At 71.4% G+C, this 13,214-nt stretch carries 12 protein-coding genes and 2 tRNA genes; 9 read left to right on the top strand and 5 right to left on the bottom strand.

Features of this window, described 5'->3' with window-relative positions:
• Positions 1–8: 8 nt before the first annotated feature.
• Positions 9–764, top strand: coding sequence for an AIM24 family protein (locus AB0E91_RS05625; RefSeq protein ID WP_361775670.1), 756 nt, complete (start codon positions 9–11; stop codon positions 762–764).
• Between the two features lie 85 nt (positions 765–849).
• Here the strand turns inward: AB0E91_RS05625 and AB0E91_RS05620 are convergent, their stop codons facing one another.
• Positions 850–1,371 carry an NUDIX hydrolase gene (locus tag AB0E91_RS05620; protein ID WP_361775667.1) on the bottom strand — a complete coding sequence of 174 codons (522 nt, stop codon included), beginning with the start codon at positions 1,369–1,371 and terminating at the stop codon, positions 850–852.
• Positions 1,368–2,816 carry a zinc-dependent metalloprotease gene (locus AB0E91_RS05615; RefSeq protein ID WP_361775664.1) on the bottom strand — a complete coding sequence of 483 codons (1,449 nt, stop codon included), beginning with the start codon at positions 2,814–2,816 and terminating at the stop codon, positions 1,368–1,370. Before AB0E91_RS05615 ends, AB0E91_RS05620 begins: the two co-directional genes overlap by 4 nt.
• Before the next feature lie 191 nt (positions 2,817–3,007).
• Between AB0E91_RS05615 and AB0E91_RS05610 the strand changes: the two genes are divergently transcribed.
• The 4 genes from AB0E91_RS05610 to AB0E91_RS05595 all read left to right on the top strand — a co-directional run bounded on the left by AB0E91_RS05610 (position 3,008) and on the right by AB0E91_RS05595 (position 6,129).
• Positions 3,008–4,120: an SDR family oxidoreductase gene (locus AB0E91_RS05610; RefSeq protein WP_361775661.1), complete on the top strand. Its 1,113-nt coding sequence runs from the start codon at positions 3,008–3,010 to the stop codon at positions 4,118–4,120.
• A gap of 96 nt (positions 4,121–4,216) precedes the next feature.
• Entirely contained in the window at positions 4,217–4,678 is a 462-nt protein-coding gene (locus AB0E91_RS05605; protein ID WP_161182341.1) for a molybdenum cofactor biosynthesis protein MoaE, read from the top strand.
• Between the two features lie 174 nt (positions 4,679–4,852).
• On the top strand, positions 4,853–4,981 hold the full coding sequence (locus tag AB0E91_RS05600) for a hypothetical protein (protein WP_267880467.1): 129 nt from the start codon (positions 4,853–4,855) through the stop codon (positions 4,979–4,981).
• 50 nt (positions 4,982–5,031) lie between these two features.
• Positions 5,032–6,129, top strand: coding sequence for a PDZ domain-containing protein (locus AB0E91_RS05595; protein WP_361775658.1), 1,098 nt, complete (start codon positions 5,032–5,034; stop codon positions 6,127–6,129).
• A 72-nt stretch (positions 6,130–6,201) separates the two neighbouring features.
• On the opposite strand, the gene AB0E91_RS05590 is transcribed toward AB0E91_RS05595, so the two are convergent.
• On the bottom strand, positions 6,202–6,744 hold the full coding sequence (locus AB0E91_RS05590; RefSeq protein WP_202486371.1) for a PPA1309 family protein: 543 nt from the start codon (positions 6,742–6,744) through the stop codon (positions 6,202–6,204).
• A gap of 163 nt (positions 6,745–6,907) precedes the next feature.
• Between AB0E91_RS05590 and AB0E91_RS05585 the strand changes: the two genes are divergently transcribed.
• The 4 genes from AB0E91_RS05585 (at position 6,908) to AB0E91_RS05570 (ending at position 12,129) form a co-directional block, all read left to right on the top strand.
• Positions 6,908–9,832 (top strand): UPF0182 family protein, encoded by a 2,925-nt coding sequence (locus AB0E91_RS05585; protein WP_361777298.1) that lies wholly within the window; start codon positions 6,908–6,910, stop codon positions 9,830–9,832.
• A 41-nt stretch (positions 9,833–9,873) separates the two neighbouring features.
• Positions 9,874–9,947 (top strand) — tRNA-Met (locus AB0E91_RS05580).
• Positions 9,948–10,153: 206 nt separating this feature from the next.
• A complete protein-coding gene (locus AB0E91_RS05575; RefSeq protein WP_361775655.1) occupies positions 10,154–11,971 on the top strand; it encodes a tetratricopeptide repeat protein in 1,818 nt (605 codons plus the stop codon).
• An 84-nt stretch (positions 11,972–12,055) separates the two neighbouring features.
• Positions 12,056–12,129 (top strand) — tRNA-Met (locus tag AB0E91_RS05570).
• Between the two features lie 112 nt (positions 12,130–12,241).
• Here the strand turns inward: AB0E91_RS05570 and AB0E91_RS05565 are convergent.
• Positions 12,242–12,658, bottom strand: a complete 417-nt coding sequence (locus AB0E91_RS05565; RefSeq protein ID WP_361775652.1) for a Fur family transcriptional regulator — start codon at positions 12,656–12,658, stop codon at positions 12,242–12,244.
• Positions 12,659–12,777: 119 nt separating this feature from the next.
• A complete protein-coding gene (locus tag AB0E91_RS05560; protein ID WP_361775649.1) occupies positions 12,778–13,179 on the bottom strand; it encodes a CBS domain-containing protein in 402 nt (133 codons plus the stop codon).
• Positions 13,180–13,214 lie beyond the last annotated feature (35 nt).

Below are 13,214 nucleotides of genomic sequence, written 5' to 3'. Positions count from 1 at the left end.
GACACACCATGCAGAGCCCGCTTTTCGCGCACAACGACCTCCAGACCCAGGACCGCTGGAGCCTGCAGAACCAGCAGATGCTCCGCGTCACCCTGGAGGGCCACGACGACCTTCTCGCCCGCAAGGGCTCCATGGTCGCCTACCAGGGTCTGGTCGAGTTCGACGCCGAGTACCGCACCCAGGGCCAGCGCCGCGCGCGTGCCCACACCGGCGAGGGCCTGGACCTGATGCGCTGTCACGGCCAGGGCACCGTGTACCTGGCCAACCTCGCCCAGCACGTGCACCTCCTGGACGTCGAGCAGGAGGGTCTGACGGTCGACAGCGCCTACGTCCTCGCCATGGACTCCTCGCTGCACCACGAGGTCATCGCCGTGGACAGCCTCTACGGCATCTCCGGCTCGGGGAAGTACCAGCTCAACATCACCGGACGCGGCAAGGTCGCCCTCATGACCTCCGGCCCGCCGCTGCTGATGCAGGTGACGCCCGACAAGTACGTGAACTGCGACGCGGACGCGATCGTCGCCTGGTCCACCTCGCTGCGGGTGCAGATGCAGGCCCAGACGCACTCCTCCGGGGTGTGGCGGCGGCGCGCCAGCACCGGTGAGGGCTGGGAGCTGAGCTTCATGGGCTCCGGCTTCGCCCTGGTGCAGCCCAGCGAGCTGATGCCGCCGCAGCACGCGCGGATCGGCGGCGGGGTCGCCGCCCAGTTCGGCATGGGCCAGCAGGGCGCGCACGGGCAGAACCAGGGCAACGTCTGGGGCTGACCGCGCCCGGACGAAAGCTGACCGCGCCCGGACGAACGTAAGGGGCTCCCGTCACTGCGGGCGCCCCTTACACGTTCACAGCCGTTCAGAGCCTGGCGCGGCTCGCCTCCAGCAGCCGTACGACCGACTCGTCGGCCACGTCCGCCACCTCGTCGTACCCGAACCAGCGCAGGTCCAGCGACTCGTCGCTGATCGCGTGCTCGGCACCGCGCGGGGCGAGCACCGTGTACTGCACGTCGTAGTGCCAGTGGCAGGGGGCCGGGATCGGATGCCGGTCCAGGCGGACCGGGCCGCCGGGCAGCAGGGTCAGACCCGTGATCCCGGACTCCTCGGTGGCCTCGCGCAGCGCAGCCTCCGCGAGTGTCGCGTCGCCCGGCTCGCAGTGGCCGCCCATCTGGAGCCACATCCGCAGCTTCCTGTGCAGGGTCAGCAGGACGCGGCCGTGCTCCGGGTCGATCACCAGGGCGCTCGCCGTCACATGACCGGCGTGGCAGGCCTTCCACATGCCGTCCGGGTGGGCGGCCAGATGCTCCAGGTAGGCGTCGCGCAGCTCGCCCTGGTCCGCGTACTCCTTGAGCACGTGGACCGCGTCGTCGTACAGGCTCACTCGGTCTCGTCGCCCTTGGTCTCGCCGGTCTCGCCCTCGTCCTTCTTCAGGTCGGGCTTGTGGGTGCCGCTCGCCGCCTCGCCGAGCATCCTGTCCAGCTCGGAGAAGTCCAGCTGCTCGCGGTGCACGAAGCCGTCCGGGTCGTCCAGGTCGGTGGCCGTCGGCAGCATGTCCGGGTGGTGCCACAGCGCGTCCCGGCCGTCGACCCCGCGCGCGTCCGTGAGCGAGGCCCACAGGCGCGAGGCGTCGCGCAGCCGGCGCGGCCGCAGCTCCAGGCCGATCAGCGTGGCGAAGGTCTGCTCGGCCGGACCACCGCTCGCGCGGCGGCGGCGCAGCGTCTCGCGCAGCGCGTCGGCGGACGACAGCCGCGGCTTCGCGGCCGCGTGGACCACCGCGTCCACCCAGCCCTCGACCAGCGCGAGCGCGGTCTCCAGCCGGGCCAGGGCGGCCTTCTGCGCGGGCGTGTCCTCGGGCTGGAACATGCCCTGCTGCAGCGCGTCCTGAAGCTGCTCGGGGTTCTGCGGGTCGAACTGGCCGACCACGTCCTCCAGCTTGGCGGTGTCGACCTTGATCCCGCGCGCGTACCCGTCGACCGCGCCGAACAGGTGCGAGCGCAGCCACGGCACGTGCGCGAACAGGCGCTGGTGCGCCGCCTCGCGCAGGGCCAGGTACAGCCGCACCTCCTCCTTGGAGACGCCGAGGTCCTTGCCGAACGTCTCCATGTTGACCGGGAGCAGCGCGGCCTGGCCCACCGGGCCGAGCGGCAGGCCGATGTCGGTCGAACCGACGACCTCGCCCGCGAGCACGCCGACGGCCTGGCCGATCTGGGTGCCGAACATGGCACCGCCCATGGAGCGCATCATGCCGATCAGCGGGCCCGCCATGGCCTGCATCTCCTCCGGCAGGACGTCGCCCATGGCCGCGCCGACACGCTCGGCGACCGGGTCGACCAGCTCCTTCCAGGCCGGGAGGGTGGCCTCGACCCACTCCGCGCGCGACCAGGCCACGGCCGTGTTCGCGCCGGAGGGCAGCGAGGTCGCGTCGTCCAGCCACAGGTCGGCCAGGCGCACGGCCTCCTGCACGGCGGTGCGCTCGGAGGGGCCGACGCTCGCGTCCTTGACGCCGTCGGGGGTGCCCTGGGCGACCGTCTGGCGGGCGATCTGCTTGGCCATGTCCCAGTTCACCGGGCCGCCCTCGTACGAGAGCATCTGACCCAGCTGCTGGAAGGCCGCGCCCAGGTCGGTGGGGTTCAGGGAACCGAACATCGCGGCGAGCGGATTGTCGGCGCCGGGGCCGCCAAAGCCACCGGCTCCCGGCAGGCCGCCGAAACCGAAGGGGTTGGCCGGTCCCTGCCCACCACCGCTCTGCTGGTCCTTCTTCTTGCCCTCGTCGCCGTCTTCCGGCTCCTCCGGCGGAAGGCCGAATCCGAATGGGGTGTCACTCACGGGGTTCCTCGGCTGGTAAGGCCACCGGTTTCCTCCGGCGGCGCGGCTGCCCGACTTCTCCACCCAGCGTAGACACCCGGACCGGATTGGGCCTCGGTGCTTCGCCCACGCAAGGGCTGCGGCAGGATGGATGCACCTGGTACGCGCGCGTCGTCCGCGCCCGTACTGAAGACAACCGCTGGAGACGCCCGGTGAGTTCCCCAGATCCGCAGGTTCGCGCAGCGCGAAACCCGACTTTTCCGTCCCCCGTGCGCGGCCCCGTCGTCGCGGTCACCGGTGCGGCCGGCGGGGTCGGCGCGCTGCTCACGGAGCGGCTCGCCGCCGACGGGGCGGTCCGGCAGGTCGTCGCCATCGACGAGCGGCGCGGGGAGTGCGCGGACGCGGTGTGGCACATCCTCGACGTGCGCGACCCGGCCATCGCCGACAAGCTGCGCGGCGTCGACGTGGTCGTGCACCTCGCGCTCGACCTGGACCTCGGCAGCGATCCGGCCGCCCGCACCGCCTACAACGTCCGGGGGACCCAGACCGTGCTGACGGCCGCCGCCGCGGCCGGTGTCCGCCGGGTGGTGCTGTGCACCTCGGCCATGGTCTACGGCGCGCTCCCGGACAACGAGCTGCCGCTCTCGGAGGACGCCGAGCTGCGCGCGACGGCCGAGGCCACCGGGGTCGCGGACCTGCTGGAGATCGAGCGCCTGGCCCGGCGCGCGCCCCGGGCGCACCCCGGCCTCAACGTCACCGTGGTCCGGCCCGCCGTCCTGGTGGGCGGCACCGACACCGCGCTCACCCGCTACTTCGAGTCGCCCCGGCTGCTGGTCGTGGCCGGGTCGCGGCCCGCGTGGCAGTTCTGCCACGTCGAGGACCTGTGCACGGCCCTGGAGTACGCCGTCCTGGAGAAGGTGGAGGGGGAACTCGCCGTCGGCTGCGACGGCTGGCTGGAGCAGGAGGAGGTCGAGGAGCTGAGCGGCATCCGGCGCATGGAGCTGCCCTCGGCCGTCGCGCTCGGCGCCGCCGCGCGGCTGCACCGGATCGGTCTCACCCCGTCACCGGCGGGCGACCTGGCGTACACGATGTACCCCTGGGTGGTCAGCGGCAGCAGGCTGCATGCCGCCGGGTGGCGGCCGCGCTGGACCAACGAGGAGGTCCTGGCGGAGCTCCTTGAGGAGGTCGCCGGGCGGCACACGGTCGCCGGACGGCGCCTGGGCCGCAAGGACGCGACGGCGGCGGGTGCCGCGGGCGCGACGGTCGCTCTGCTCGGCGCTGCGGCGGTGGTCCGCCGGGCCCGCAGGGCGCGTCGCCTCCTTTGAGGACACTTCCTTCGCAAACCTCTTCCCGCCGTCGCCTGCTCCCATCGGCCGAGCTTCGCGTTCCCGCATGTCCGGGGCGTGCGGCACCATGGAGACATGGCACCCACGAACGATCACCCCGGCGAGCAGGCCGCTGAGAACCCCGTCAAGCTGATCGGCATCCGGGACACCCCGCTCTCGCTCGACGAGGTGTACGCGGCCGTCGGCGACCCGGCCGCCGGTGGCATCTCGCTCTTCGTGGGCACGGTGCGCAATCACGACCAGGGCGCCGACGTGGACGCCCTCGGCTACTCCTGCCACCCGAGCGCCGAGGACGAGATGCGGCGCATCGCCGAGAAGGTCGCCGCCGAGTACCCGGTGCGCGCGCTCGCCGTCCTCCACCGGGTGGGCGACCTGGGCGTCGGGGACCTCGCGATCGTCGCCGCCGTGTCGTGCCCCCACCGCGCCGAGGCGTTCGAGGCGTGCCGCAGGCTCGTCGACGACGTCAAGCACCAGGTGCCCATCTGGAAGCACCAGCGGTTCTCCGACGGCACCGAGGAATGGGTCGGCGCCTGCTGATCATCGTCACATTGGGCCGATTGGGGCTTCCGCTTGCGTAACCGGTGCCCTGGCGTGAGCGTTATGAGTGCGAGCGGTTAATCTGCTGATCACTCAGTTCGCGGACGCTCATGGGGTTGGGAGGTCGGCATGGCGGCGCTCGCCTGGTTGCTGATTCCGGTTGTCGCTGCTGTCGTGGCGAGCCTGTGGGGAAGCTGGGCCAACCGGACCCGCAGGGCCCGCAGCGACGGGCCGGAGCTGGACGGATACGCCCGCTTCCGTGAGGCCATGGAGAAGTCCCGTACGGGTGCCCGCGGCGCGTGACAAGGGTGCCCTGACGGTGTGCTGACAGGCCCGTCCCGTACTGTCGTGCCATGCCACGCCGCACCGCGACGATGCTCGCCTCCACCCTGATGCTGATCGCGCTCCTGTGCGCGGGGGTGCTCATCCCCGTGCCGTACGCGGAGATGTCTCCGGGGCCGACCGTGAACACGCTCGGGGAGCACGACGGCGAGCCGGTCCTCCAGATCGCGGGGCACAAGACCTATCCGACGGACGGCCATCTGAACATGACCACCGTCCGGGTCACCAGCGCGAACTTCCGCATGAACCTGGTGCAGGCGGTCTACGGCTGGCTGGCGCACGACAGCAAGATCGTGCCGCACGACACGCTCTATCCGGACGGCAAGACCGAGGAGCAGTCCACCCAGGAGAACGCCGAGGAGTTCAGCCAGTCCCAGGAGAGCGCCAAGGTCGCCGCCCTGGAGGAGCTGAAGGTCCCGGTGAAGTCCTGGGTGATCGTGTCCACCGTGATCAAGGACTCCCCGGCCGAGGGCAGGCTGCACGCGGGTGACGTGATCAAGGCCGTGGACGGCACCGCGGTCAAGCAGCCCTCCGACGTGGCCAAGCTGGTGACGCGGCACAAGCCCGGCCAGAAGGTCGTCTTCACGGTCGTCCCGGCCAAGGAGCAGGCCGCCGCCGAGAAGGCGCACAAGGACGCGACCAGGACCCAGGACGTCACGATCACCACGGCCACGTCCGAGGACACCGGCACCAAGCGGGCCATCGTCGGCATCTCCGCCGGGACCGACCACACCTTCCCGTTCACCGTCGACATCAAGCTCGCGGACGTCGGCGGCCCCAGCGCCGGTCTGATGTTCGCGCTCGGCATCTACGACAAGCTCACCCCGGGCAGCCTCACCGGCGGCAAGTTCGTCGCGGGCACCGGCACCATCGACGACTCCGGCGCGGTCGGGCCGATCGGCGGCATCGAGATGAAGACCGTCGGCGCGCGCGACAAGGGCGCCCAGTACTTCCTGACGCCCGCCGACAACTGCGCGGCCGCCGCCCAGGACACCCCGAGCGGCCTCACCCTCGTCAAGGTCAAGACCATTCACGACGCCCTCGGCGCCCTGAACGACATCCGCACCGGCGACACGGCCGCGCTGCCGAAGTGCACGACGAAGGGCTGACCGCGCGCTGATGGCACGCTGACCCGCCGGGAGGGCACCCGTGTCGGGCGCCCTCCCCGGAGCGGCGCGGACTCAGTCCTCGAACGTCGCCGCCAGCGCCTCCGCCAGCCCCGGCACCAGGTCGGGGCCGGTCAGCACCTCGGTCGGCGAGTCCTTCTCGCGCAGCCGGATCGCGGAGTCGCGGCCGCCGCCGCGCAGGACCGCGACCGTCATGCGGACCTCCTGGCGCTCGGGGTGGGAGGCCACCCACTTGGCCAGCTTGGCGCCGCTCAGGCCCTGGGGGACCTGGTTCTCGGCGGACGGCGGCAGCATCTGGCGCTCGACCGTGAGCGCGCAGCCGGTCACCGCGTCGGGCCAGGCGATGGTGGCGAGGAACTCGTCGAGCGGCCGGTCGGCGGGCACCTCTTCCTGTTCGATGGGCGTGAGCCCCGTCTCGCCCGTGTCCTCGGCCAGGCCGAGCTGGGCCGCGAGCGCGGGTTCCCGGGTCCGCAGCCGTGCGGTGTCGACAAGGGCGAAGAGGCGGGCGGGCTGGTCCCAGCCGAGGCCGGAGGCGTACTCGTCGATCTCGAGTACGGCCCGGGTGAGCGGGTTCGCCGCCATGGGAGTGTTGGACATGGTCACAATCCTGCCTCGTTCCCGGCCGGAATCGGGAACCGAGCAAACCGTGAGTAAGTTGCATAGGTGGGGGCCCGCGATCACGGGGGGCCGCCGAGGGCCCGCGAACACGAGGGTCTGACGGATCGACAGCGACTTCGAGGTGCGCACCTTGGCTTTCCAGATGCCGGACCGGGGCGGAGGCCCGACGGGACCGCGGACGAGGGGGGACCGCCCGTCCCGGCGCGTGAGGACCCTGCTCGTGACGCTGGGCGTCCTGGCGGCTCTCGGCATGGCCTTCACCATGTTCGCGGGCTTCTGGACGGACTGGCAGTGGTACCGCTCGGTGCACTACTCGTCGGTCTTCACCACCACCCTGTGGACCAAGACCGGGCTCTTCTTCGTCTTCGGCCTGCTGATGGCCCTGGCGGTGGGCTTCAACATCTGGCTCGCGCACCGGCTGCGCCCCCCGCTCAGCGCCATGTCCATGGAGCAGCAGAGCCTGGACCGGTACCGGATGGGCATCGCGCCGTACAAGACCTGGCTGCTGCTCGCCGTCACCGCGCTCGTCGGCCTGGTCGCCGGCGCCTCGGCGGCCGGCCAGTGGCGGACCTGGCTGATGTGGGTCAACGGCGTGCCCTTCCACCAGAGCGACCCGCAGTTCCACCTCGACGTCTCGTTCTACGCGTTCGATCTGCCCTGGTACCGCTTCCTGCTGGCCTTCGGCTTCGCCACGACGGTCCTCTCCCTGATCGCCGCCGCGCTCACCCACTACCTGTACGGCGGGCTGCGCGTCACCAGCCCCGGCGCGCGTGCCTCGGCCGCCGCGACCGGCCATCTGTCCGTGCTCCTCGGCGTGTTCGTGGCGCTGAAGGCGGTCGCCTACTGGCTCGACCGGTACGGCCTCGCGGTGAAGTCCAGCGGCTTCAAGGCGACGGACAACTGGACCGGTCTGCGCTTCGTGGACGCCAACGCCTATCTCCCGGCCAAGACGATCCTGTTCTGCATCGCCGTCATCTGCGCGCTGCTGTTCTTCGCCACCCTGTGGCGGCGCACCTGGCAGCTGCCCGTCATCGGCTTCGGCCTCATGGTGCTCTCCGCCATCCTGATCGGCGGCGTCTACCCGGCCATCGTGCAGAAGTTCCAGGTCCAGCCCAACGAGCAGGCCAAGGAAGCGCCGTACGTCCAGAAGAACCTCACGGCGACCCGCCAGGCGTACGGCATCGACCACACCGATGTCAGCGGGTACCCGGGCAAGTCCGCGACCTCCGACAAGACCATGCTGCGCGACCAGGTCGGCGCCACGGCCAGCATCCGCATCATGGACCCGAACGTGGTCTCGCCCACCTTCCAGCAGAGCCAGCAGATCTGGGACTACTACGGCTTCCCGAAGAACCTGGACGTCGACCGGTACAGCACCAAGGACGGCAAGGACCAGGACACGGTCATCGGTCTGCGCGAGCTGGACCTGACCGGCATCCCGAAGCACAACTGGATCAACGACCACTTCCGCTACACCCACGGCTACGGCGCGGTCGCCGCCAAGGGCACCGAGGCCGACGACAAGGGCCGCCCGGTCTTCATCGAGAAGAACCTGCCCTCCACGGGCGAACTCGGCGAGTACCAGCAGGAGATCTACTACGGCGAGAAGACCACCACGTACTCCATCGTGGGCGGTCCGCAGAAGGAGATCGACTACTCCGACTCCCAGGGCGACAAGGACACCAGCTACCGGGGCAAGAGCGGCGTCGCCCTCGACAACCCGCTCAACCGGGCCGCGTACGCGGTGGCGTTCAACGAGCCGCAGATCTTCTACTCCGGGGCGATCGGCAAGGGCTCGCGCATCCTGTACAACCGCACGCCCAAGGACCGCGTCGAGGCCGTCGCCCCCTGGCTGACCATCGACGGCGACGCCTACCCGGCCGTGGTCAACCACCGCATCCAGTGGATCGTGGACGCCTACACGACCTCCAACGGCTTCCCCTACGCCTCGCGCACCACCCTCGGGGACACCACGGCCGACTCGCTGACCGCCACCAACAACTCCCGTGCGGTGGTGGCCCAGCAGAACCAGGTCAACTACATCCGCAACTCGGTCAAGGCGACGGTCGACGCCTACACCGGCGAGGTCAAGCTCTACCAGTGGGACACCGAGGACCCGGTGCTCAAGACCTGGATGAAGGCGTTCCCGCACACGGTGAAGCCCCGCGCGGACATCTCGCCCGACCTGATGGCCCATCTGCGCTACCCGCAGGACCTGTTCAAGGTCCAGCGCGAGCTGCTGAGCCGCTACCACGTGACGGACGCGAAGACCTTCCTCAGCGGCAACGAGGTCTGGCAGGTCCCGGACGACCCGACCAACGACTCGAGCAGCGCGGTCCCGCCGTACTACCTGAGCATGAAGATGCCCGACCAGAAGGAACAGGCCTTCTCGCTGACGACCACCTTCACGCCCAAGGGCCGGGACAACCTCAGTGCGTTCATGGCCGTGGACTCCGACCCGCGCTCGGACGACTACGGCCGGATCAGAATCCTGAAGCTGCCCACGAGCACCACCGTGGACGGTCCCGAACAGGTGCAGAGCCAGTTCAACTCCGAGCCGGAGATCGCCGAGACGATCGCGCTGCTCAGCAAGGGACACTCCCAGGTCGAGTACGGCAATCTGCTCACCGTCCCGCTCGACGGCGGCCTGCTCTACGCGGAGCCGGTGTACGTGCGCGGCGGCAAGCTGAAGTACCCGCTGCTGCGCAAGGTGCTCGTCACCTACGAGGGCAGGACCGCCTTCGAGGACACCTTGGACCAGGCGCTGGACAAGGTGTTCGGCGTGAAGGGCACCACCGAACCGCCGGGGACCGGCACCACCGAGCCGCCGAAATCGGAGAACCCGACGGTCCGGCAGGCCCTCGACGACGCCCAGAAGGCGTTCGACGCCGGGCAGAAGGCGCTCAAGGACGGCCCCGACTGGGACGCGTACGCCAAGGCGCAGAAGGACCTCCAGGAGGCGCTGCGCAAGGCCGAGGAGGCCCAGTCCAAGCCGGCCGAGTCCGCGAAGCCCACCAAGCCGGCCGAGCCCGCCAAGCCCGCCGAGTCCGCCAAACCGGCGGCCTGACCAGCCCCGCCCCGCGTCGTGATACGGTTGGCACACAACGACGCGGGGTGGAGCAGCTCGGTAGCTCGCTGGGCTCATAACCCAGAGGTCGCAGGTTCAAATCCTGTCCCCGCTACTGAACACGAAGGCCCGGATCTCACACGAGATCCGGGCCTTCGTGGTGTGCGAACTCATGTACTGGAGACGGAACCGGCCCTGCCGCCATGGGGAGTTGGGTGAACTGTGTTTGACTTGTCTCTCTGTGGGCATGTCGACAAAACGCTGAAGTGACCTCACGGACTGCGGTACACCGGGTGTACCCAGGTTGCAGGTGGTGCGACGATGGACGTTATGGGGGACAAGGCAACTCTGTTCGGAACGGGGCGATTTGCACAGCCTTCGGGCGAGGAGCCGTCCATCGACGAGACGGGGGAAGCCGCCGAGGAGGTGCGCCTGCGCATGGCGGCGCGCACCGGTGACGCCGAGGCGGCCAGCCTCCTCGGCGCCATTCTGCTGCGCCGGGGCGATCTGGACGGCGCCGAACCGCAGTTGAGAGCCGCGAGCGCGGCCGGTGACCGGGCCGCCGCCAACAATCTCGGTGTGCTGCTGCACCAGCGCGGCTATCCCGACGAGGCCGCCGACTGGTGGCGTATCGCCGCCGTGGCCGGATCGGCCGCCGCCGCGCACGCGCTCGGCCGCCATCACCGCGAGCGCGGCGACGAACCCGCCGCCGAGTACTGGCTGCGCCAGTCCGCCGAGCAGGGCCATGTGCTGGGCGCCTACGCGCTCGCCGATCTGCTGGACCACCGCGGGGACGCCGACGCCCGCCGCTGGCTGCGGGCCGCCGCCGAGCGCGGCCACCGGGAGGCCGCCTACCGCCTCGCGCGCGCCCTCGACCTCAAGGCCGAGCTGGGCGTGGGGCGCGGCGGCGCGGACCGGGACGCCCTCGCGGAGGCCGAACAGTGGTACCGGCAGGCCGCCGCGCGCGGTCACGGCCTCGCCGCGCTGCACCTCGGCGGCATCCTGGAGCGGCGCGGCGAGCTGAAGGAGGCCGGCCGCTGGTATCTGACCGCCGCCAAGGAGGGCGAGCACCGCGCCGCCTGCGCGCTCGCCTTCCTGCTGCGCGACGCGGGCGACACCGAGGGCGCCGCCACCTGGTGGCTGCGTGCCGCCCAGGGCGGCGACGGCAACGCGGCCAACGCGCTCGGCGCGCTGCACGCCGAGCGCGGCGAGACCCAGACCGCCGAGCGCTGGTACCGGGCGGCCCTGGACGCCGGTGACGACAACGGCGCCTACAACCTCGGTCTGCTCTGCGCCGAGCAGGGCCGCACCGCCCAGGCCGAGCAGTGGTACCGGCGTGCCGCGTACGCCGGGCACCGGGAGGCCGCGAACGCGCTGGCCATTCTGCTGCTCCAGGTCGGGGACACGCGCGGTGCCGAGCCCTGGTTCTCCAAGGCGGCCGAGGCCGGCAGCGTGGACGCCGCCTTCAACCTCGGCATCCTGCACTCCGGGCGCAGCACCGAGGAGGATGCCGCGAGCGCCCTGCGCTGGTACGAGCGCGCGGCCGCCGCGGGGCACCACGAGGCCGCGCTCCAGGTCGGCATCGCCCGGCTGCGCGAGGGCGACGAACAAACCGCAGAACGGTATCTGCGCTGTGCTGCCGGGGGCGGCAGCGCCGAGGCCGCCTACCGGCTTGCCGCCGTGCTCGACGCGCGCCGTCCGCCGGAGCCCGCGCACGAGCTGGGCGAGCCCGCGCACGACAAGACGGAGTGCGAGGAGTGGTACGAGCGGGCGGCCTGCCTGGGCCACCGGCGCGCACAGGTGCGGGTCGGCATGCTGGCGGCGGCCCGGGGCGACGTGGTCGAGGCCGCGCGCTGGTACCGGGAGGCGGCCGAGGCGGGCTCGCGCAACGGCGCCTTCAACCTCGGACTGCTGCTGGCCCGCGAGGGCAGCGAGCCGGAGGCGGCGGTGTGGTGGGAGCGCGCCGCCGACGCGGGTCACGGCCGGGCGGCACTGCGGCTCGCCCTCGTCTGCGCCCGGCGCGGCGAGCTGGCCGAGGGGCAGCGCTGGGCCGACCTGGCCGTGGAGCTGGGCCCGGAGGAGGTGGCCCGGCGGGCGGCGCGGCTACGGGACGCGCTGCGGGAGGAACTGTCGGCGTGACCTGGCCGTACGGCCTCGCCGAAGGGTCGCGCGCCAATGGATTTGCCCTGCGGGGCAGGTCTCGCGTAGTGTCATATTCACCGACGCGGGGTGGAGCAGCTCGGTAGCTCGCTGGGCTCATAACCCAGAGGTCGCAGGTTCAAATCCTGTCCCCGCTACTGAAGCCCGAGGGCCGGAATCCAGAGATGGATTCCGGCCCTCGGTCGTTGTGCGTGCGTTCATGCGCGGGTATGGGTGCGCCGCCCCCCGAAGGGAGCGGCGGTGGTGCGGTCAGGCGCCCGCGCAGTCCGGGCACAGTCCCCGGTACGTCACCTCGACGTCCGAGACCGCGAAGCCGAAGCGCTCGGCGTCGGGGAGGTCGGCCAGCGGGTTGCCGGTCGGGTGCACGTCCCGGATCGCGCCGCAGCGGGCGCAGACCAGATGGTGGTGCGGACGGTGCGCGTTGGGGTCGTACCGCTTGGCGCGGCGGTCCGTGGAGACCTCCAGGACCTCGCCGAGGGAGACCAGCTCGCCCAGCGTGTTGTAGACGGTCGCGCGGGAGATCTCCGGCAGCTTGGTCACCGCGCGCGCGTGGACCTCGTCGGCGGTCAGATGGACGTGCTCTCCGTCGAGAACCTCGGCCACGACGCGGCGCTGCGCGGTCATGCGCCAGCCGCGTCCACGCAGCCGTTCCAGAAGGTCACTCATGGCAGCCAGCGTAACAGTCACCAGGTCGGATCCCGAACATGTGTGATTTTGGAACGCGAATCGTATTGGACACGATCCAATGTGGACGCGGGTGTGTGGGACGGGTTCCGGGCCCGGTCTCAGAGGGCCGGTTCGGGCTCCCGGGCCGGGGCCCAGCAGCGGATGATGTCGCGGACCGAGACGATGCCGACGGGCTGGCCGCCGTCCAGGACGACCAGGTGCCGGAAGCCCCCGTGTGTCATGGCGCGGGCCGCCTCCCGCAGCGTCCAGGTCGGTGCGGCGAAGACGACGGCGGTGGTGGTGGCGTGCGTCTGGACGGTCTCCGTGTCGGGGTTCTGGCCGAGGCCGACGGAGTTCAGGACGTCGCGCTCGGTGAGGATTCCCGTGCCGCCCCCGGCGTCGGGGTCCAGGACCACGGCGGCGCCGACATGGCGCGCGGACATCAGGGCGGCTGCCTGGCGGAGGGTGTGGGTGGGGCCGACGGTGAGGACCACCGTGCTCATGGCGTCGCGGACGAGCATGGGATGGAGCCACCTCCTCGGAACCCGGGCGCGAG

It is taken from the genome of Streptomyces sp. NPDC026659 (assembly GCF_040638245.1).
In the GTDB taxonomy this organism is placed as follows: domain Bacteria; phylum Actinomycetota; class Actinomycetes; order Streptomycetales; family Streptomycetaceae; genus Streptomyces.
The sequence above is the reverse complement of the archived record's forward strand: the minus strand, read 5'-3'. Positions and strand labels throughout refer to the sequence as shown.